Source organism: Yersinia sp. SCPM-O-B-9106 (C-191), assembly GCF_026183365.1.
GTDB lineage: Bacteria > Pseudomonadota > Gammaproteobacteria > Enterobacterales > Enterobacteriaceae > Yersinia > Yersinia rochesterensis.
On sequence record NZ_CP110791.1, the window covers coordinates 806603 to 828439 of the forward strand.

The following is a 21837-nucleotide window of genomic DNA, read 5'->3' on the forward strand; positions in this document are numbered from 1 at the left end:
TTTTAGGTAATGATTAGCATTGATGATGAGGGCGGCTTAAAAACCGCCCTTTATTTTGACCTTTTTTGTCCATCTATTTTAGGACGGATTATTTTAGAACAGATAAAAGAAGGGTGTTCCAGCCAGCATTTATGCACTGTTCAGGAGATAACAAATTGAAGCACTTACACATCGCGGTAGGGATTATTCGCAACGCCCAGCAGGAGATTTTTGTTACTCAGCGTGCTGCTGATTCCCATATGGCCGGTTTTTGGGAATTCCCTGGCGGCAAGATTGAGCAAGGTGAAACGCCGGAACTCGCCTTAAAACGTGAACTGTTAGAAGAAACTGGAATTGTGGTGAAAGAGGCTGTTTTGCTTAAAGTGTTGGAACACACTTTTACTGACCGTATCGTAACATTACATTTCTATATGGTCGAAATGTGGGATGGTGAACCCTTTGGTCGCGAAGGGCAGCCGATGCGTTGGGTGAAGCAATCTGAACTGTTGGCTGAGGAGTTTCCACCCGCGAATGTGGATATTATTGAATTACTTACAGCATAGACCTATGAGTTGTTAACATGAATGAAGTGGAGCAAAACGCCGTTTGCTCCATCTGGTCAGGCCGTGATTATCAGTGCTGAAGAGGGTCTTCCTCACTCCATTCATCACTGTCAGATAATTCACCACTGCTGGAAATTCGTTTTTCTTCGTCTGCCCATTCACCTAAGTCAATAAGTTGACAGCGTTTGCAGCAAAATGGGCGATAAGGGCTTTGTTCACCCCAGATAACTAACTTCCCACAGGTGGGGCAGTTAACTTCAATAACTTCAGTTTCCATGTTTTCTCCTTATACCTTTCATCTTTCAAGTTGGCTGCACTCACTCACCCGAATCACTTACCGCTGTATGCTCATCGGGATTAATGAGCCTCATCCTTGAGGCTCACCCTGCGGGCTAGCATAAATGCTGTTCAAATCGGTTCCCGACCGATTTGTCTCTCGTTTGCCGCTTTCCTGCATCTTGAAATCTATTGGGTATAACAATTTTTATCTCAGCAACAGGCTAATTCAAACGATAAACGTGCCGGCACGGTACCATTTTCACTGTCGAGAGGTAAGAAGCGAATGGCATATCTGGTCTTATGACCAGAAATCTGGGGATAGAGCTGTGGGTCTAGCGGCAGACGTAATCTAAGTAAGTCCGCACCTTCTGCATTGTCTTGGAAGAAGCCATTCAAACTGATTTGTGCGCGCAGTGGGCCAGATTGGCGAATTAACTCCAAAATGATGGTCAGCGACTGATTGAGAGGCGTTAAGCTTTCAAGCAATTTACTAATATGCTGGTTACGCTGTTGCTCTGGCTGGTGCAGCCAGGTATGTAAAGTCGGTAAATCAAAGCTACAACAGCCGCCAGGAATACTCAGGCGTTGGCGAACAACACTGATTAAACGGTCTTCTTTTAATGATTGCCCAATACGTGGCGCAGACATTAATACTGAGGCTCGGTTTTTTAACTGGCCGCGTAGAGAGTCCACCAGTGACATATCAACACCGGGCATATCACTCCATTGCTGTAACTTTTGTTGCTGGCGTTCAAGTTCTTTAAGTAAATCAGTGCGTACTTCACCGCGCTCAAGGACATCAATTAAATCAGATGCAGTACGGAAAAAGGTTAGTGCACTGGCAATATTATCTAACGAACGTTGGCTTTCTAATTGTTGTAGTAAAAACTCCATTCTCAGCCAGGTACGCATTTTTTCATTAAGCGGATGTTCAAAAAGTATTGTTGAGGTGAGGTCACTCATTGGTGTAGATCCTGTTGGGTCGCCGCTGCCAATTTTAAATACTGCTGGTGTAATGAAGCAACTTGCGGGGCGATAATTAATGGATCGCCGCTATTGTCAATAATATCATCAGCACAAGCCAGCCGTTGCTGCCGTGAAACCTGTGAAGCTAAAATATGTTCTGCCTGTTGGCGGGTAATACCATCTCTCGCCATCGTCCGGGCGAGTTGTATTTCAGGTGCAACATCTACTACTAACACACGATTGGCTCTGTGATGTAAACCATTTTCAACTAACAAGGGAACAACCCAAAGAACGTACGACTCATCAATACTGGCGAGTTGGCGTTGAGTTTCCTGTTGAATCAGTGGATGTAACAATGAATTTAACCATGCTTTTTCCTGCGGCTCACTGAAAATTTTCTCGCGCAATACAGCCCGGTTTAATGTGCCATCGGCCTGTAAAATCACTTCACCATAACGGGAAACAATAGCGGCTAATGCAGGCATGCCCGGTTCAACCACCTGACGGGCAATAATATCAGCATCAACAAGAGGCACTCCGAGATTAGCGAATGCATCTGCTACAGTACTTTTGCCGCTGCCAATCCCGCCGGTGAGAGCCACAATATAGGTCATTGCCTAGCCTTGCATACTGTTAGTGAGTAGCAGAATTGTATCTGAAAGCAGGAGGAAAGGCATAGTAAGCTATGCATTCTGTTTGAGCTATATAGAAAAATAAGTGAAGTGAATACAGTGATAAAAAGAGTCATCGCTATTCTTCAGGTAATTTGTGGGATTGTAGCGTAAATAAAGGTGGATTCGCAGTCTTGTCGTAGAATTATTCATGCGTATGATAGCTTCACTGGGATGGCGTGATTTACGCCCGATCACATTTTGCGATCTATCGCCAATAACCAGGAAATAATAAGCCATGCGTATTGAAGAAGGTTTGAAGTTAGGCTTTAAAGATGTGTTAATCCGTCCTAAACGTTCAACACTGAAAAGCCGCTCGGAAGTGGAGCTGGAGCGCCAGTTTACTTTCAAACATTCAGGTTGGAATTGGTCCGGTGTACCTATTATCGCCGCTAATATGGACACTGTTGGCACCTTCCGCATGGCCGAAGTTCTGGCATCATTCGATGTTCTAACCGCAGTTCATAAACACTACACTGTTGAACAGTGGGGCGAGTTTGTGAAGCGTGTTCCTGAATCCGTACTACGGCATGTCATGGTCTCTACCGGGACTTCCTCCGCCGACTTCGACAAAATGAAACAAATTTTAGCGTTATCACCCGCGTTGAAATTTATCTGCATTGATGTGGCTAATGGTTATTCAGAGCATTTTGTCTCTTTCTTGCAAAAAGCTCGAGAAGCTTGCCCTGATAAAGTGATTTGTGCTGGCAATGTTGTGACCGGTGAGATGGTAGAAGAGCTTATCCTCTCGGGCGCTGACATTGTTAAAGTTGGGATTGGGCCTGGTTCGGTTTGCACCACTCGCGTAAAAACAGGCGTCGGCTATCCACAGTTGTCAGCGGTTATCGAGTGTGCTGATGCAGCACATGGCTTGGGTGGACAGATTGTCAGTGATGGCGGTTGCTCAGTACCCGGTGATGTCGCGAAAGCGTTTGGCGGCGGTGCTGATTTTGTTATGTTGGGCGGTATGCTAGCTGGGCATGACGAGTGTGAAGGCCGAGTTGTTGAAGAGAATGGCGAGAAATTTATGCTGTTCTACGGTATGAGCTCTGAATCTGCTATGAAGCGTCATGTCGGCGGTGTTGCTGAGTACCGTGCCGCAGAAGGCAAAACGGTTAAATTGCCATTACGTGGCTCCGTTGATAACACCATTCGCGACATTATGGGTGGTTTGCGTTCTGCTTGTACTTATGTAGGGGCTTCGCATTTAAAAGAACTGACTAAACGCACCACTTTTATTCGTGTAGCTGAACAAGAAAACCGTGTGTTTGGCAGTAACTAATTTTGGGTTATTGATCACAGCTAACGCATATTCAGCTTGAAGTATGACGGGCATATTTCTTGATATAAAAAGGGGCGTAAACCAACGCCTCTTTTTAATAAAATGACACTAGATAATCTTCTCTAATAGCATCATTTTACCCGATGACATCCCCTAACTGGAATATCGGTAAATACATCGCTATCACTAAAACCCCCACGATACTGCCAATAATTAGCATCAAAAGTGGTTCCAACATCTGAGTAAGATTGTCAGCCAAATCCTGTGTTTGCTGTTGGTGCCAACTGGCGAGTTTCTCTAACAGCACATCAAGTGCGCCAGATTCTTCACCTACACGAACCATTTGTTGGCATAGGGGGGGAAATAGAGAGTGCTGATAGAGGGTCAAATACAATGGAACTCCTTGATTGATTTGTTTTTGAATTCCTCTCAATGCTTGCTTATAACTGTCGTTATTGATGGCACGAAGTGCGGCATCTAATCCGGCCGTCAGTGGTAACCCTGCGTGTTGAGTAATAGCCAGTGTTTGGAAAATTTGGCTAAGACAACTGCCGCGTATCAATGCTGATATTAGCGGAAGGCGTAATAAAAGCTTTTGCTCCCATAGTTGGCAGTAAGTTCGATGTTTCCGTACATATAAATAGCTAATAAAAAATGATGTTAATAATATAGCGAGATATGGTCCATAAGCAGTAAGAAATGCCGATATTAACAGCAAGGTGGCAGTCAGCGCCGGTAATGGTGTGTCGAATGATTGATAGATTTGTGCAAACTCAGGGAGCACCAAAACTAGCATGATGATACTGACAGCTAATGCAATAACGCAGACAAACGCCGGATATTTAAGCGCTTTAATCACTTTCTTTTGTAATGCTTGTTGCTGTTCCTGATGCTGTACCAACTGAGTACAGCATTGTTCAAGATTACCCGTCAACTCCCCCATCGCAATGACGGGGGGATATAATTGAGGGAATGTGTGAGGATAATGCGCCATTGCTTCAGATAATGATTGCCCCTGTGAAACTTCCTGACTTATCTCCTGTAATAAACATTGCCAAGGTAAGGCATCCATTTCTTTCGCCAATAATTGCAAACAACTCACTAATGGTAAGCCCGCTTGCAACAACGTCGCTAATTGGCGAGTTACAGTGATCAGACGCTCTCCTCGCCAATAGCTCATCGATAACCGTTTCCCGCTTTTAATACCTAGTGGCTGTAATCCATGGCGGAACATATGTTCATAAACGATATTTTTTTCTGTTGCCAGTAATACACCTGTTTGCAACTGCCCCGAATTGTTAATTGCTTTCCAGCTAAATAAGCGTTGATAGTTCATGGCGTTGCCTCTGCTTCTGTCAAAAAACCGACAACACGATTAATTTCACTGAGAGTGGTCATGCCGCTTTCGACTAATGCCAAACCTGCCGAAAGTAATGTGATTTGTTTTTGTTCCTGTGCGATTTGGGCTAGCTCTGACGGGCTGGCGTTATTGAGCAAAGCTTGTTGGATTGGTGGTGTTACATTTAACATTTCATAAATACCGATTCGGCCATAATAACCGGCGCAACAGTGTTCACAACCCACGGCAATATAGTGTTGCAGTGGGTTCTCCCACACATTTTTTGGAGCTTGGAAAGGGGTGGGTGATGTTTGGCGGCAATGTATGCATAATTTGCGGACCAATCGCTGGGCGATGACTAATGTTAGGCTGGAGGCAATTAAATGGCGTGCTACGCCCATTTGTGTCAGACGTATCAGTGTTTCAGCCGTGGAATTGGTATGCAGTGTTGAAAGTACCAGATGCCCTGTTAGAGCCGCTTTAACCGCTATTTCTGCCGTTTCGTTATCCCGAATCTCACCTAGCATAATCACGTCGGGATCCTGTCGTAGCATCGCACGCAAGACACTGGAAAAATCTAACCCAATCTTACTGTTAGTTTGCGTTTGATTGATGCCATTAACCTGGATCTCAATAGGATCTTCAACACTACAGATATTTATCTGCGGCTGATTGAGTTGATCCAGGCTGCAGTAGAGGGTGACGGTTTTCCCGCTGCCAGTTGGCCCAGTGACCAAAATCAAACCCTGTGGGGCTGATAGCGCTTGGGTTAACTGTTGGTGGGCCGCGGGGGTTAGCCCCAACTTTTCCAGTGTAGGTTGTTGTTGCATATTGAGGATACGCAGCACGACTTTTTCACCGTATTGCACGGGGAGAGTCGCTATTCTCATCGAGTAGCGGATGCCGTCTAGCATTAGAGCCAATTGACCATCTTGTGCTAACCGTTTTTCAGCAATGTTCAGCTTGGACATAACCTTTAGGCAACTGCTAATACGACTGGATAATTCGACCGCTGGCGGCGGAGATTCATGTAATACACCATCAATTCTTAGGCGAATACGATAGTGATATTGGTAAGGTTCGAAATGGATATCTGATGCACGTTTCTGAATCGCTAGCCTAAGTGTTTGAGTTATAAATTGAACAACAGGTATATCACTTTCATTATCAAGTAATGTGTCATCCGAACCTTGTTGCTCTGGGTTTGGCGATAGTGATTTTTTCCGTTCTCTGTTTTGTTGGGATATGTCGTAATGGGCTTCTGTAGATTTTATTCTTTTACTTAAGCGGCCTTTTACTGATGGGGCCAAGTTTAATGATTGTTCAATCTTGGCTTCTGGCCAGTTTTCCACCTTAATTTTACGGCCACAAGCAAAACGCAACGCAGCTAATAACTCCTCATTTACGGGGCCAGATGACGCGATGGTTAGGCTTTTACCATCGAGTTTTAAGGCGATTGACCTATGGCGGCGGCAAAGCGTGTGTAATTCACTGTTTATTGTCTCAGATGGATACTTCATGAATTCAGTCATGAGTTAGTCCTTATCATTGAAACGAAACACGGCTTTGCAGTTATCAATAATACTGTCATTTGTTGCGGCACATGTTTTTGTCCAGACGATATTTCCACTCTTATTTATTGTTGGTGACATAACCAGAGTCAGATTGGCGAGTGTTTGCTGGCCTGTAAATGTAATGATGCCTTTATCAATGGTCGTAGCGCTAATATAGCGGGATGATCCCCCCGTAGGAATGCCATGACTCCCGCCATTACAGCTATCAAGGCTGGCATGTTCCAGAGCACAAAGCTCTATTGCCATTTTGTAAGGAACCATGGTTTGTAACATATCGGTGAGCGCTGCTTTTTGGATATAACGCTGATAGGAAGGAATACCCACTCCACTGAGAACCGCAATAATGGCAATCGCAACCATCAATTCAATTAATGTAAAACCTCGTTGATTAGTCATTTGACACTCTCCATGTGTTTGAGAAAACGTGAGCAGAGTGCACTTTTTAAATGAGGGGCAATAGTGGGTTCAGCGCGATTTGCGAAGCATACTGTCGGATATTTAGGTTATTGCAGTGGAGTCACAGATAATTTCGGCGGTGCTCGCAGAACAGAATGATATTCTGCAATTGGTAGCTACCCGCCGAGAATAGTTTGATAGGATTATTTAAAGCGCATGGACAGGTCCAGGGCAGTAATATGTTTGGTGAGCGCACCGACTGAAATAAAGTCAATGCCTGTTTCAGCATAGCTACGCAAAGTTTCCAATGTGACGTTACCTGAAACCTCCAATTGTGCACTACTCTGGGTTTTGGCCAGTTCATCGCGCATTCTTACAGCATCACGCATCATTGGAATAGTGAAGTTATCTAGCATGATGATGTCGGCACCAGCTTCTAGTGCTTGCTGCAACTCATCAAGGGATTCAACTTCAACTTCTACAGGGACATCGGCATGGATCCAAAATGCTTTGGCGACAGCTTCTTTAATCGAACCGGCAGCAATAATATGATTTTCCTTAATAAGGAAGGCATCAGATAAACCCAGCCGATGATTATTGCCACCACCACAGAGGACGGCATATTTTAAGGCGGTACGCAGCCCAGGAACTGTTTTTCGGGTATCAAGTAATTGAGTATGCAATCCAGAAAGTTCGGCCACATAGTGGCTCACTTCGGTAGCGACACCCGATAAAGTTTGCAGGAAATTAAGTGCAGTACGTTCACCCGTCAACAGAATACGTGCGGGGCCAGTCAAATGGCAAAGAACCTGATCCGCTACCAGTTTATCTCCATCTTTAACTTTCCATGTGATAGATACCTGGGCACCAAGTTGAATAAACACTTCATTCAACCAGCGCTGACCACAAAAAATACCGGCTTCTCGGGTAATGATGGTGGCATCTGCCTGCTTATCCGCTGGCAGTAATTGTGCTGTAAGGTCGCGATCTGCATTGACCTCACCACCAAGGTCTTCACTCAAAGCCTGAGCAACAGTAGACGGGATATCGCGTTGAATTCGTTCCAATAGCTCGGCACGGCGGCTGTCGGCATTATAGCTGCGGGTCGGCATAGAAAACTCCGAAATGGCGGATAGATAGTTGTCCAAACATGCTACTCTGTTGCTAGCAGAAGTGCCATAAAAGAGCGGGTTGAAGTGTCACCATTAGGGGCTTAGGTAAACTATGCAGTTAGAAAATAGCGGGCAGTTAGAAAATAACTGGCAGTTAGAGAATGGCTGGATTTCTGGGGTCAAACGGGTTGTGTCCCCACATTTTGATCAGCGGCCAGAAGGCGAAATTCCTTCTTTGTTGGTGATTCATAACATCAGTTTGCCTCCTGGTGAGTTTGGCGGCCCGTATATCGATCAATTATTCACTGGCACACTCAACGCCGATGAACACCCTTATTTTGCCGATATTGTTCATCTGAGAGTATCAGCCCATTGTCTGATTCGCAGGGATGGGGAAGTTATTCAATATGTTCCATTTGATAAACGGGCCTGGCATGCGGGAGTATCAACTTTTGCTGGGCGTGAGCGGTGTAACGATTTCTCTATTGGGATCGAGTTAGAAGGGACGGATGTGTTACCGTTTACGCCCGCACAATATTGCAGTTTGGCTGAAATTAGCGCGCTGCTATTTGCCGCTTATCCGATAACTGCAGAACTGGTTACGGGTCACAGTGATATTGCGCCAGGGCGTAAAACCGACCCAGGTCCCGCTTTTAATTGGGAATTGTATCAACAGAGTTTGGTGAAGTTATCTTTGCCATCGTAATACGAAAGTGATGCAATATTAACCTGAAGTCTATGGTAAGCGCGTATTAGCTTGTCACTTCGTCTGATATTGTCGTTCATGCATGCCGGGAGGCATATGCCCTGTTTCTGGGTGGGTTAAGTGCAAAGGGAGAGTAAGAGCTAATGACACTGTTTACGCTGTTGCTGGTGCTGGCATGGGAGCGCTTGTTTAAACTGGGCGAACATTGGCAGTTAGATCATCGTCTTGAAGTGGTATTTACGCGTTTACGCCACTTTTCATTGGTACAAACAATTTTACTGACCGCTGTGTGGATGCTGTTGGTATGGCTGATTTTACGGTTAGTGCAAAATATCTTGTTTGGCCTCCCTCTTTTACTGGTGTGGATACTTATTTGCCTGCTGTGCATTGGAGCGGGGGGAATACGCAAACATTATCGCGCCTACCTGAAAGCAGCACGTCAGGGTGATGCCCATGCTACCGATAAAATGGCCGAAGAATTAGCGCTCATCCATGGTTTACCGATGAATAGTGGTGAGAAAATCAGGCTGGAATCGCTGCAAAATGCATTGTTATGGATAAACTTCCGTTACTATTTAGCACCGATCTTCTGGTTTGTTGTATGTGTTAATTACGGCCCGGTAGCATTGGCGGGGTACGCAATGTTACGTGGATACCAGACGTGGCTAGCACGACATAACACTCCGTTACAACGTTCTCAATCGGGTATCGACCGTATCTTGCATTGGTTGGACTGGATACCTGTGCGGTTAGTGGGTGTTGCTTACGCATTATTAGGACACGGTGAAAGAGCTTTACCAGCTTGGTTTGCTTCATTGGGTGACTTCCGTTCTTCGCAATACCAAGTGTTAACTCAGCTCGCGCAATATTCACTGGCGCGAGAACCTCATTTAGATCCAGTACAGACGCCAAGATCCGCCGTATCTTTAGCGCGAAAAGTGACGCTGACGGTGATTGTAGTGGTTGCTTTACTGACTATTTATGGCGCACTGGTATAGCGACTTTATTTATAGCTCAGGTAGAGAAGCATAGCTCAGGTAGAGAAGCCCACTTCCGGTAAGAGCGGCCTCAATAACTCAGTCTCAATTCAATAAAATAAACGGGCCAGCACTGATGGCTGGCCCGTTAGCGACAATATTGTCAGCTTTCTAAAGATAATAAGATACTTTCTGCTATTAGGATTTTGCTCTTTGGTTGCGGTTTTTCAGGATATAACCGACAGCCAGTAGCACTAACCAGGCAGGAATCAACAGCACTGAGATCTGGATGCCCGGTGTCAGAGACATGATGACCAGAATGCCAGTCAGGAATAGCAAACACAGGTAGTTGCCGAACGGATACCAGAAAGCTTTGAATTGTGGAGTGACGCCCTGACGGTTTTTAGCAGCACGGAATTTAAGGTGTGCCAAGCTGATCATCGCCCAGTTGATCACCAGCGCTGAAACCACTAATGCCATTAATAATTCAAAAGCACGGCCGGGTATCAGATAGTTAATCAATACACAGAAAGCAGTCGCAAATGCGGAAACGGCGATAGCAAGAACCGGCACCCCGCGGCCATCGACTTTCAGCAGTATTTTCGGGCCATTACCTTGCTTGGCTAAACCGAACAACATGCGGCTGTTACAGTAAACACAGCTGTTGTAGACCGATAATGCCGCGGTTAGCACCACAATGTTTAATACGGTGGCCACGACATTACTGTTCAATGCATGGAAGATCAGGACGAAGGGACTACCGCCTTCAACCACTTTGCCCCACGGGTAAAGTGACAGTAAAATTGCCAGCGAACCGATATAGAACAACAAGATACGATAGATAACCTGATTGGTTGCTTTCGGGATGCTTTTGGCTGGGTTTTCTGCTTCTGCCGCAGTGATGCCGACTAATTCAAGCCCACCGAATGAGAACATGATTACCGCCATTGCCATCACTAACCCCATGATGCCATTAGGGAAGAATCCGCCCTGAGCCCATAAGTTAGTAACCGTGGCTTCTGGGCCGCCTTGTCCGCTGAGTAATAACCACCCACCGAATAGAATCATGGCGATGATAGCGACTACTTTAATGATGGCAAACCAGAACTCCATCTCGCCATACACTTTCACGTTAGCCAGATTGATGGCGTTGATGGCGAGGAAGAAGACGGCGGCTGATACCCATGTTGGGATCTCCGGCCACCAATACTGTACATAGATACCCACGGCGGTGAGTTCCGCCATAGCGACTAACACGTACAGAACCCAGTAATTCCAGCCGGAAGCAAAGCCGGCAAAATTACCCCAGTATTTATAGGCAAAGTGACTGAAAGAACCGGCTACTGGCTCCTCGACCACCATTTCCCCTAACTGGCGCATAATCAGAAATGCAATAAAACCGCCGATGGCATACCCCAGTAACACTGAAGGCCCCGCCATTTGAATAGTCTGCGCGATACCCAGAAACAGTCCGGTACCAATAGCGCCACCTAAGGCAATAAGCTGGATGTGGCGGTTTTTAAGCCCCCGCTTTAGCTCCGCACCTTCCTGTTGAACACTCATTATTGCATCCTCTGTCGTTGTCACTTCTAGCTAGCAAACCCGTTGTCCTTACAATAAATCTATTGGGTATAAACGGGCGCCACATGCTATGCGTAAGATTTTGATTACATTATTTGTATTATTTTGTTTACGGTTGCTTTTTATGGAGTTTTCTCCATTGGCTACCGTTTAAAAGAGAATAGTGCTAGGCGATAATTATTGCATCTGCTTTTTATTTTATCCGCTGAATTTTTAGGCAAAATGCCAATAAAAATGTTGATGCGTGATCAAGCTGTTGTTTTCAGAAAAAGCAGTAATAGGTGTTTGTTGCACAAAAATTCACCAGTCGACTATTTTTATTGTGGTCAAACCAGTATTTGGCTGGAAGGAGAGAGATAGACAGACTTTTCTTGTTTTTCGTTGAATTTAAATTCACAAAAATAGGATTTAAATTCACTAATAAAATAACTATAACGCTTCAGCTTGCCTAAATACGCGTTTCATAAAAGTTAAAACTCGCTGGCGTCAAGTAATGGTATTACCACCACTAGGTTATCACTTTGCATTGCTATATCAGTGAAGTTGTTAAAATGTGCTGGGTTTCATGATTTTGGTCAAGGTCCGTATGGACAGGTAGTGAATACTTTGTTACTTTATCGTCACGTTTTTGAAATTGGTATTACCAATTGACTCCGCGCTACTCGCAGAGACGATTCACTCAATACGGCACAGCGCAACTTACAACAAATTATGGCCTACAACAAAATACGTCAGCCCAAATTGTCAGATGTTATCGAGCAGCAGCTCGAGTACCTGATCTTGGAAGGGACGCTGCGTCCGGGAGAGAAGTTATTGCCTGAGCGCGAGTTGGCGAAGCAATTTGATGTTTCCCGACCTTCTCTGCGAGAAGCAATCCAGCGGTTAGAGGCTAAGGGGCTGCTGTTGCGCCGTCAGGGCGGTGGTACTTTCGTGCAAACCAATCTGTGGCAAAGCTTTAGCGATCCGCTGGCTGAACTGCTGGCCGACCATCCAGAATCACAATTCGATCTGTTAGAGACCCGTCATGCCCTCGAAGGTGTAGCAGCCTATTATGCTGCACTGCGCGGTACTGACGAAGATCTACAACGCATTCGTGAATGCCATACTGTTATTCAGCAAGCACAAGACCGCGGTGATTTGGATGCCGAGGCTGATGCTGTCATGCAGTATCAAGTTGCTGTCACAGAGGCTGCGCATAATGTGGTTTTACTGCATTTACTGCGCTGCATGGGGCCAATGCTGGAACAAAACGTTAAACAAAACTTTGAATTGCTTTACTCGCGCCGCGAAATGCTGGCAACGGTGAGCAGTCACCGCGCCGGGATTTTTGAGGCGATTGTGGCTCGTGAGCCAGAGAAAGCTCGCGAAGCCTCACACCGTCACTTGGCGTTTATCGAGGAAATTCTGTTGGACCTCAGTCGGGAGCACAGTCGCCGTGAGCGATCTTTGCGTCGGCTCCAGCAGCGCAAGGACTAAGAACTTATCCTGCATTTGGGTCGGTTCTATATGCTTATTTTGAGCACGAAACGCGGCAACTAAACCCAAAATAATTCGAGTTGCAGGTAGGCGGCAAGGGAGTGAATCCCCAAGAGCTTACTTGAGTAAGTGACTGGGGGGCAAGAGTGCAGCCAACACCCCAGCAGCTTGAAGTATGACGGGGAAAAACTGATGGGCCTATCTTCCGGTGTTTTCACCAGGGCACGTGCTTTAGCCTGAGGTTAAAGCACAGGAAGATAGGCTCCAAATAAACCATTAGAAACAGATAAGGAATACCACCATGTCAGAACGTTTAAATAATGACGTGGATCCGATCGAAACCCGCGACTGGCTACAGGCGATCGAATCGGTCATCCGTGAAGAGGGTGTTGAGCGTGCTCAGTATCTGATTGATCAGGTCTTGGGCGAAGCCCGTAAAGGTGGTGTGAGTGTTGCAGCTGGTTCAGCCAGCCGTGATTACATCAACACTATCCCGGTAGAAGACGAACCCGCTTACCCTGGCAACCTGGAGCTGGAGCGTCGTATTCGTTCAGCCATCCGTTGGAATGCCGTGATGACCGTGTTGCGTGCGTCGAAGAAAGATCTGGATTTGGGCGGCCATATGGCATCCTTCCAATCTTCCGCTACTTTCTACGAGGTTTGCTTCAACCACTTCTTCCGTGCTCGTAACCAAAAAGACGGCGGCGATCTGGTTTACTTCCAGGGCCACATCTCTCCGGGCGTTTACGCGCGTGCTTTCCTTGAAGGCCGCCTGACGCAAGAACAGATGGATAACTTCCGTCAGGAAGTTGACGGTAAAGGTTTGTCTTCTTACCCGCACCCGAAACTGATGCCTGAGTTCTGGCAGTTCCCGACGGTCTCTATGGGCCTTGGCCCAATCAGTGCAATCTATCAGGCTAAGTTCCTGAAATACCTGTCTCACCGTGGTCTGAAAGACACTTCAGCACAGACCGTGTACGCCTTCTTGGGCGACGGCGAGATGGATGAGCCAGAATCTAAAGGTGCGATCACCATCGCGACCCGTGAAAAACTGGATAACTTGGTCTTCGTTATCAACTGTAACTTGCAGCGCCTCGATGGCCCGGTTACAGGTAACGGCAAAATCATTAATGAACTGGAAGGCATCTTCAGCGGTGCTGGCTGGCAGGTTCTGAAAGTTATTTGGGGTAGTCGTTGGGATGAACTGCTGCGTAAAGATACCAGCGGTAAACTGATCCAACTGATGAACGAGACTCTGGATGGCGACTACCAGACTTTCAAATCCAAAGACGGCGCTTATGTGCGCGAACACTTCTTTGGTCGTTTCCCAGAAACTGCTGCATTAGTGAAAGACATGAGCGACGACGAGATCTGGTCTCTGAATCGTGGCGGTCATGATCCGAAGAAAGTCTTTGCTGCACTGAAAAAAGCACAAGAAACTACTGGTAAACCAACTGTTATCCTGGCCCACACCATCAAAGGTTACGGCATGGGCGAAACAGCTGAGGGTAAAAACATCGCCCACCAGGTGAAGAAAATGAACATGGAAGGGGTTCACCACTTCCGCGATCGTTTCAATGTGCCGGTTGCTGATGCTGATATCGAAAAACTGCCATACATCACTTTCGAGAAAGATTCCGAAGAGTCTAAGTATCTGCACGAACGCCGCCAGGCGCTGGAAGGCTACGTGCCAACTCGCTTGCCTAAGTTCACTGAAAAGCTGGAAATGCCAGCGTTGTCAGATTTCAGCTCTTTGCTGGAAGAGCAGAACAAAGAAATCTCTACCACTATCGCTTTCGTGCGTGTGCTGAACGTGATGCTGAAGAACAAGTCTATCAAAGACAGAATTGTTCCAATCATCGCCGACGAAGCCCGTACCTTCGGTATGGAAGGTTTGTTCCGTCAGATTGGTATTTACAGCCCGAATGGTCAGCAGTATACCCCGCAAGACCGTGAACAGGTTGCTTACTACAAAGAAGACGAAAAAGGCCAGATCCTGCAAGAAGGGATCAACGAGTTGGGTGCCGCTTCTTCTTGGCTGGCTGCTGCGACTTCTTACAGCACCAACGATCTGCCAATGATCCCGTTCTACATCTACTACTCCATGTTCGGTTTCCAACGTATCGGCGATCTGTGCTGGGCTGCGGGTGACCAACAGGCACGTGGCTTCTTGATCGGCGGTACTTCAGGTCGAACCACACTGAACGGCGAAGGTCTGCAACATGAAGATGGTCATAGCCATATTCAGTCACTGACTATCCCGAACTGTATCTCTTACGATCCAGCTTATGCATACGAAGTAGCCGTCATCATGCATGATGGTCTGCAACGTATGTATGGCGACGCGCAGGAAAACGTTTATTACTACCTGACCACGCTGAACGAAAACTATCACATGCCAGCAATGCCGCAGGGCGCAGAAGAAGGTATCCGTAAAGGTATCTACAAACTGGAAACTGTTGCAGGTAGCAAAGGCAAAGTGCAGTTGATGAGCTCAGGGGCAATTCTGCGTCACGTTCGCGAAGCAGCTCAGATTTTGGCTAACGACTACGGCGTAGGTTCTGATGTGTACAGTGTAACTTCATTCACTGAACTGGCGCGCGATGGCCAGGATTGTGAGCGCTGGAACATGCTGCACCCAACAGAAACTCCACGTGTACCTTATGTTGCTCAGGTCATGAATGACGCGCCAGCGGTTGCTTCTACTGACTACATGAAGTTGTTTGCTGAACAGATTCGTAACTTCATTCCTGCCAGCGAGTTCCGCGTTCTGGGTACAGATGGTTTCGGCCGCTCTGACAGCCGTGAGAACCTGCGTCACCACTTCGAAGTTGATTCTTCTTACGTGGTGGTTGCAGCTCTGGGTGAATTGGCTAAACGCGGTGATATCGACACCAGCGTAGTTGCAGAAGCAATTACTAAGTTTGGTATCGACGCCGATAAAGTTAACCCGCGTCTGGCATAAGAGGTAAAGAACAAATGTCTATCGAAATCAATGTACCTGACATCGGTGCGGATGAAGTTGAAGTCACCGAAATTATGGTGAAAGTGGGCGATACTGTTGAAGTTGAACAATCGCTGATCACCGTTGAAGGTGATAAAGCTTCTATGGAAGTCCCTTCACCGCAGGCGGGTGTAGTTAAAGAAATCAAAATTGCGGTCGGCGATACTGTCGCGACTGGCAAGCTGATGATGATCTTCGAAGCTACGGGTGCCGCTGCGGCACCTGCTCAAGCTGAAGAGAAACCAGCGGCCCCTGCTCAGGCAGCGGCTCCTGCGGCATCAGCGGCGAAAAATGTTGAAGTGCCAGACATTGGTGATGATGAAGTTGAAGTCACCGAAGTGATGGTTAAAGTGGGTGACACTGTTGCCGCAGAACAATCTCTTATCACTGTAGAGGGTGATAAAGCCTCTATGGAAGTGCCTGCACCATTCGCTGGCATCGTGAAAGAGATCAAAATCAGCACCGGCGACAAAGTGAAAACCGGTTCTCTGATCATGGTATTTGAAGTTGCAGGTGCAGCACCGGCGGCAGCTTCGGCTCCAGCACCACAAACTGAAGCTCCAGTCCAGCAAGCCGCTCCTGCTGCTGCGCCAGCTAAAGTTGCTGCGGCTCCAGCTGCAAGCAAAGGTGAGTTTGCTGAGAATGATGCCTATGTGCATGCCACGCCGGTTATCCGCCGTCTGGCGCGTGAATTTGGCGTTAACCTGGCGAAAGTGAAAGGAACTGGCCGTAAGGGCCGTATCCTGCGCGAAGACGTTCAGACTTACGTGAAAGATGCGGTCAAACGTGCTGAAACTGCCCCTGCTGCTGGCGGTGGTCTGCCAGGCATGCTGCCGTGGCCGAAAGTTGATTTCAGCAAGTTCGGTGAAATCGAAGAAGTGGAATTGGGCCGTATCCAGAAAATCTCTGGTGCTAACCTGAGCCGCAACTGGGTCATGATCCCGCATGTGACACACTTCGACAAAACTGATATCACCGATCTGGAAGCGTTCCGTAAGCTGCAGAATGACGAAGCTGCCAAGCGTAAGCTGGACGTGAAGTTCACCCCAGTGGTGTTCATCATGAAAGCGGTTGCTGCTGCTCTCGAGCAGATGCCACGTTTCAACAGCTCACTGTCAGAAGATGGTCAGAAGCTGACGCTGAAAAAGTACATCAACATCGGTGTCGCGGTAGATACGCCAAATGGTCTGGTAGTTCCGGTATTCAAGGATGTGAACAAGAAAAGCATCACTGAACTGTCCCGTGAACTGATGGCTATCTCCAAGAAAGCTCGTGATGGCAAGCTGACCGCTGGCGAAATGCAGGGCGGTTGCTTCACCATCTCCAGCCTGGGCGGTATCGGGACAACTCACTTCGCGCCGATTGTTAATGCGCCGGAAGTGGCTATCTTGGGTGTCTCCAAGTCTGCGATAGAGCCAGTTTGGAACGGTAAAGAGTTCCAGCCGCGTCTGATGATGCCGATGTCACTCTCCTTCGACCACCGTGTGATTGACGGTGCTGATGGTGCGCGCTTTATCACCATCATCAATAACATGTTGGCCGACATTCGCCGTTTGGTGATGTAATCGCTAAGGCCGGCTTCGCGCCGGCCTTGTTTTTACATAAGTCGACAAGGTTGTTGAGACCCTCGTCACGCGATGCGGCTTTTCAGGTTATTAACAATTCTGTAAACTGCACGCGGTGCAAGCGTCACGGTGGATGCGGGCGTTATGCAATTAATTAGCCTAAAAAATGGTGTCTGATCCGCCGGACAAACAATTAAGAGGTCATGATGAGTACTGAAATTAAAACTCAGGTCGTGGTACTTGGGGCAGGCCCAGCAGGGTACTCTGCTGCTTTTCGTTGCGCGGATTTAGGTTTAGAAACTATTCTGGTCGAGCGTTATGCCACTCTGGGTGGTGTTTGCCTGAATGTCGGTTGTATCCCCTCCAAGGCGTTGTTGCACGTCGCTAAAGTTATCGAAGAAGCCAAAGCATTGGCTGAACACGGTATCGTGTTTGGCGAGCCTAAAACTGACATTGATAAAGTACGTGTTTGGAAAGAGAAAGTTATCAATCAGTTAACCGGTGGTTTGGCAGGTATGGCTAAAGGCCGTAAAGTCAAAGTGGTTAACGGTCTTGGTAAATTTACTGGTGCGAACACTCTGGTTGTTGAGGGTGAAAACGGCCCAACCACAATTACTTTCGATAACGCGATTATCGCCGCAGGTTCTCGTCCAATCCAACTGCCATTTATTCCTCATGAAGACCCACGTGTTTGGGACTCAACTGATGCGCTGGCACTGAAAACTGTCCCAGAACGTCTGTTGGTGATGGGCGGCGGCATTATCGGTCTGGAAATGGGTACTGTTTACCATGCGCTGGGCTCGAAGATTGATGTGGTCGAAATGGCTGACCAAGTTATTCCAGCGGCCGACAAAGACGTGGTGAAAGTATTCACCAAGCGCATCAGCAAGCAATTCAACCTGATGCTGGAAACCAAAGTGACAGCGGTAGAAGCCAAAGAAGATGGCATCTACGTCACGATGGAAGGCAAAAAAGCCCCAGCAGAACCACAGCGCTATGATGCAGTTCTGGTCGCTATCGGTCGCGTACCTAACGGTAAGTTGCTGGATGCCGGTCAGGCAGGCGTTGAAGTTGACGAACGTGGCTTTATCCACGTAGATAAACAACTGCGTACCAACGTACCGCACATTTTTGCTATCGGTGACATCGTGGGTCAGCCAATGCTGGCACACAAAGGTGTTCACGAAGGCCATGTTGCTGCCGAAGTTATCTCCGGCATGAAACATTACTTCGATCCAAAAGTCATTCCATCTATTGCATACACTGAACCAGAAGTCGCATGGGTGGGTTTGACTGAGAAAGAAGCTAAAGAAAAAGGCATCAGCTACGAAACCTCCACCTTCCCGTGGGCGGCATCGGGCCGTGCTATTGCTTCTGATTGCGCAGACGGTATGACCAAACTGATTTTCGACAAAGAAACTCACCGCATCATTGGTGGCGCGATTGTCGGGACTAACGGTGGTGAACTGTTAGGTGAAATCGGTCTGGCCATTGAGATGGGTTGTGATGCTGAAGATATCGCTCTGACTATTCATGCTCACCCAACCTTGCATGAATCTGTTGGTCTGGCGGCAGAAATCTACGAAGGTAGCATTACTGACTTGCCGAACCCGAAAGCGAAAAAGAAATAATTTTTTGCTGACGAGGTATTTGCAGATATAAATGTTGAAACGGCTCCTTTATAGGGGCCGTTTTACATTACGAGACTGCAATATGAGTAGTGGATGGCTTATTAACTCCCTTTTTAATTAACCTGCATGGGTTGTTGTGGCGGTCTCTCGGCGATAGCAAACATTCTTACTTCTATTGTTTCTCCATCATCTTCTTCAATCACCTCAACAATATAAAAGCGGCTGCGGGGCAAAAATATGCGCTCTTCTTCTAACTCATTTAAAATTCTACTAATATTTGTACTGTTGGTACGGCCATGTTGATATTTAATAGTGTATCTAATGTTGGCATCATCACCTGATAAATCATTGCTATTAAAATCCATAATGACCTTTTCATTTGAAGTGGTACTAAAAAAAGCATCCACCTCAATTTTTTTTCCTGGTTTTATCTTGGCCAAAAATTCTGCTCGGTTTCTGATTTCTCCTCGGAATACCTGGCTGATAGTGCTATTTTCGTCTGTAGCAATGTGGCCCTGCTCTCTGGCCGCGATATTAATATCAGAGAATTTATCCAGAGTTCTATAAAATTCATTTATCTCTATTTCAACATCTGGTGTCACATCCCCGGTACGCATGGCTTTATTCATACCGACATAGCCAATCTCTTTATAATTTCTAAGTGCATAATATTCCCTGAAACTGACCTCATCATTTAAAGGTATTCTATTATAACTATTTATTTCCTCCTCAATATCTAACTGATTTCTGTCGAGGGTTTTCTTACTATAAATACTTTCAATTTCTTCTTTTACCATGTCAAAATTACTTTCATCGATTGATTCAACTCGGGTAATAATATGCAGTTCTGTTGCGGCTGCTGCACCAATTTCTTCGCCAAGCGCGATTTCTTCTTCTGTGAAGGGTAAGTCAGTATTGATGAGCCACGGTGAACTTGAGCCGCTGGACTCTGCACCTATAGGTTCGTCACCTAATGTAGGGGGCCGAGTATCACCTAATAAATAGCCTACTTTACCATTAACTCTTTCTAGCATTCCTGACGTTTTGGGTTTATGACTTCCTGTGAGTAATGGAATGTTTTCGCCACTACCTTGGATGCTGGGTGTTCTGGGGACTTTGGGCGGGGATATTTTTGCAGCAGTGAGTTTGACTCCGGGTACACGGAATTTAAAGCCTTTAGGTTGTGGTGTTGGCCCACCACTTAAAATGCCGAGACCAATTTCCAGAGCAACCTCTCCACCTGTCTTTAGCGGCGATTTTCCCTGGTCTTCGGGTACAGTTTTACAAGAGTGCCTGCTTTCCCATTGACAATGTCTGGCTTGATATTGGCTAAAGCTCTCTTTATTAGATTGGTATTTAGGCTCTACTAGGCGGGAGTGTACTATTTTAATGGAGATAACAGTATAAATAATTATTAATAAAGCGTGGTTTATTTTCATAAAAACTCCATATTAATATTAGTTATTGTAGCAAATTCCATTTTTTTAAATTTGGAATGCAGATAAATATTTAGCCAAAGTGAATGCTAAATCAAGATGAGAAATCTTATTGGCAATTTTATTTATATTTATGTTGTGACGATTAATAAAGATCGCTATTTTTTATATTAGTCGGAGTGAAATTTTATTGGCTGGAACAGTTAAAAAAACTGTCCAGTGCGTAACTGGCTGGGGGAAATATTAAATATCCGTCGCAATGCGGTAGCGAAATTTGCCGGGCTAGTATAACCCGCAACAGTGGCGGCTTGATCAATACTGATTCCTTCTTTCTGAATAGCCAACATGGCGCGTTTTAAACGGCAATGGCGCAAATATTCAAATACCGTAATGTTGTAGCTTTCACGAAAACGCCGCTGCAAAGTGCTTTGGCTCATGTTCACCAGACGAGCCAATTCACTCATTGAAAGATGGTCGGCTTCACCACTTTCCAGCCAGTCACGTACTTGTTGAATTCGGTTTTGCCCGCGCAAGGATATCTTATTAGGTTGCTGAACCTGCTGCTCGAGTGAGCTGAATGCTTCAATAATCAGGCTAATACATTGGGTTTCCCACTGCAATCGCTCCAGTGGTGTTGTGAAAGGTGGGGCACTTGCTATTTTCTGAGCAATCGCTTGGGCATGAATTGATGGCCGCCATAAATGAACCGCTAAATGCTGCTGAGTGAAGTTGTATAACGTATCCCAAGCACCAGACTGCGGCAATAAATCGCCATATAACCATTCCCGATCAAATGTGAGGGTCAGAGTGCGCTCATGGCTATTATTTTTGCCGTGGCGAGTAAATAGCGTGTTTTCAGTGAGTGAAATCAGTGACGCATCGCCTTTTTCCTGCAAATGCAGTTGCTGACCACCAAATGAAATATGTGCGCTGCCGCTGACCACAATCGCTAGCTTCAAAGCAGGTTTGAGCTGATTCTGCGTTTTGATATCGGAAAGGTTGGTCACATTCGCGGTATGCAAGATCAGATGTGGATTCAGTCGCAATACCTGAAAATCGCCATACAATATAGGGTCAGCGGGCGCTAACTTAGCGCCGCTCAGCTGATAGTCACTGGCCACCAGATTTGACTGTTGCACAATTTGGTCGCGATAAATCGGTTTCGCTGAGGGCGAAACATTGCGTAATTTGCTTTTCTTCACCGCTGACATGATGACCTCTACATTTTCACTGGCATTAACGTCGTGAACAAATTGACTTTATAACAAAGAGTTTTGCTGTTTACACAAACCTTTTTTCT

General features: G+C 46.4%; 18 protein-coding genes. 8 read left to right on the top strand and 10 right to left on the bottom strand.

Going from position 1 to position 21837, the window contains the following annotated elements; genetic code table 11:
* The first annotated feature begins 155 nt into the window (after nt 1–155).
* Entirely contained in the window at nt 156–542 is a 387-nt protein-coding gene (gene mutT / locus OP863_RS03580; protein ID WP_145587557.1) for an 8-oxo-dGTP diphosphatase MutT, read from the top strand.
* 70 nt (nt 543–612) lie between these two features.
* On the opposite strand, the gene yacG is transcribed toward mutT, so the two are convergent.
* The 3 genes from yacG to coaE all read right to left on the bottom strand — a co-directional run bounded on the left by yacG (nt 613) and on the right by coaE (nt 2401).
* Nucleotides 613–819: a DNA gyrase inhibitor YacG gene (gene yacG, locus OP863_RS03585; RefSeq protein ID WP_038636268.1), complete on the bottom strand. Its 207-nt coding sequence runs from the start codon at nt 817–819 to the stop codon at nt 613–615.
* A 212-nt stretch (nt 820–1031) separates the two neighbouring features.
* Nucleotides 1032–1784 carry a cell division protein ZapD gene (gene zapD / locus OP863_RS03590; protein ID WP_038636266.1) on the bottom strand — a complete coding sequence of 251 codons (753 nt, stop codon included), beginning with the start codon at nt 1782–1784 and terminating at the stop codon, nt 1032–1034.
* The gene (gene coaE / locus OP863_RS03595) at nt 1781–2401 is read right to left on the bottom strand and encodes a dephospho-CoA kinase (RefSeq protein WP_145587553.1); all 621 of its coding nucleotides are present in this window, start codon (nt 2399–2401) and stop codon (nt 1781–1783) included. Before coaE ends, zapD begins: the two co-directional genes overlap by 4 nt.
* A gap of 295 nt (nt 2402–2696) precedes the next feature.
* Here coaE and OP863_RS03600 point away from each other — a divergent pair, with 295 nt between their 5' ends.
* Nucleotides 2697–3740 carry a GMP reductase gene (locus tag OP863_RS03600; RefSeq protein ID WP_265525899.1) on the top strand — a complete coding sequence of 348 codons (1044 nt, stop codon included), beginning with the start codon at nt 2697–2699 and terminating at the stop codon, nt 3738–3740.
* 136 nt (nt 3741–3876) lie between these two features.
* On the opposite strand, the gene hofC is transcribed toward OP863_RS03600, so the two are convergent.
* The 4 genes from hofC to nadC all read right to left on the bottom strand — a co-directional run bounded on the left by hofC (nt 3877) and on the right by nadC (nt 8161).
* The gene (gene hofC, locus OP863_RS03605; protein WP_038636261.1) at nt 3877–5076 is read right to left on the bottom strand and encodes a protein transport protein HofC; all 1200 of its coding nucleotides are present in this window, start codon (nt 5074–5076) and stop codon (nt 3877–3879) included.
* The gene (gspE, locus tag OP863_RS03610) at nt 5073–6611 is read right to left on the bottom strand and encodes a type II secretion system protein GspE (RefSeq protein ID WP_186378115.1); all 1539 of its coding nucleotides are present in this window, start codon (nt 6609–6611) and stop codon (nt 5073–5075) included. The genes hofC and gspE overlap by 4 nt, the downstream gene beginning before the upstream one ends.
* A 3-nt stretch (nt 6612–6614) precedes the next feature.
* Nucleotides 6615–7049, bottom strand: a complete 435-nt coding sequence (ppdD, locus tag OP863_RS03615) for a prepilin peptidase-dependent pilin (protein ID WP_145587549.1) — start codon at nt 7047–7049, stop codon at nt 6615–6617.
* A 203-nt stretch (nt 7050–7252) separates the two neighbouring features.
* Entirely contained in the window at nt 7253–8161 is a 909-nt protein-coding gene (gene nadC, locus OP863_RS03620) for a carboxylating nicotinate-nucleotide diphosphorylase (protein ID WP_038636255.1), read from the bottom strand.
* 112 nt (nt 8162–8273) lie between these two features.
* On the opposite strand from nadC, the gene ampD reads away from it, so the two are divergent.
* Together ampD and ampE are read left to right on the top strand one after the other, a co-directional pair.
* Nucleotides 8274–8867: a 1,6-anhydro-N-acetylmuramyl-L-alanine amidase AmpD gene (gene ampD, locus OP863_RS03625; protein WP_145587547.1), complete on the top strand. Its 594-nt coding sequence runs from the start codon at nt 8274–8276 to the stop codon at nt 8865–8867.
* A gap of 143 nt (nt 8868–9010) precedes the next feature.
* Entirely contained in the window at nt 9011–9865 is an 855-nt protein-coding gene (gene ampE, locus OP863_RS03630) for a beta-lactamase regulator AmpE (protein WP_050291605.1), read from the top strand.
* Between the two features lie 177 nt (nt 9866–10042).
* Here the strand turns inward: ampE and OP863_RS03635 are convergent, their stop codons facing one another.
* Nucleotides 10043–11407, bottom strand: a complete 1365-nt coding sequence (locus OP863_RS03635) for an amino acid permease (protein WP_038636249.1) — start codon at nt 11405–11407, stop codon at nt 10043–10045.
* A gap of 729 nt (nt 11408–12136) precedes the next feature.
* Between OP863_RS03635 and pdhR the strand changes: the two genes are divergently transcribed.
* From pdhR to lpdA, 4 genes are all read left to right on the top strand, one after another.
* Nucleotides 12137–12901 carry a pyruvate dehydrogenase complex transcriptional repressor PdhR gene (gene pdhR, locus OP863_RS03640; protein ID WP_038636247.1) on the top strand — a complete coding sequence of 255 codons (765 nt, stop codon included), beginning with the start codon at nt 12137–12139 and terminating at the stop codon, nt 12899–12901.
* A 301-nt stretch (nt 12902–13202) separates the two neighbouring features.
* Nucleotides 13203–15866, top strand: a complete 2664-nt coding sequence (gene aceE, locus OP863_RS03645) for a pyruvate dehydrogenase (acetyl-transferring), homodimeric type (RefSeq protein ID WP_145587543.1) — start codon at nt 13203–13205, stop codon at nt 15864–15866.
* Nucleotides 15867–15880: 14 nt separating this feature from the next.
* The gene (aceF, locus tag OP863_RS03650; RefSeq protein ID WP_265525900.1) at nt 15881–17470 is read left to right on the top strand and encodes a pyruvate dehydrogenase complex dihydrolipoyllysine-residue acetyltransferase; all 1590 of its coding nucleotides are present in this window, start codon (nt 15881–15883) and stop codon (nt 17468–17470) included.
* 206 nt (nt 17471–17676) lie between these two features.
* Nucleotides 17677–19101, top strand: a complete 1425-nt coding sequence (gene lpdA / locus OP863_RS03655; protein WP_005156808.1) for a dihydrolipoyl dehydrogenase — start codon at nt 17677–17679, stop codon at nt 19099–19101.
* A gap of 113 nt (nt 19102–19214) precedes the next feature.
* Here the strand turns inward: lpdA and OP863_RS03660 are convergent, their stop codons facing one another.
* Both OP863_RS03660 and OP863_RS03665 read right to left on the bottom strand, forming a co-directional pair.
* Nucleotides 19215–20540: a hypothetical protein gene (locus OP863_RS03660; RefSeq protein ID WP_265525901.1), complete on the bottom strand. Its 1326-nt coding sequence runs from the start codon at nt 20538–20540 to the stop codon at nt 19215–19217.
* 200 nt (nt 20541–20740) lie between these two features.
* Nucleotides 20741–21748, bottom strand: a complete 1008-nt coding sequence (locus tag OP863_RS03665) for a helix-turn-helix transcriptional regulator (protein ID WP_265525902.1) — start codon at nt 21746–21748, stop codon at nt 20741–20743.
* Nucleotides 21749–21837: the final 89 nt, after the last annotated feature.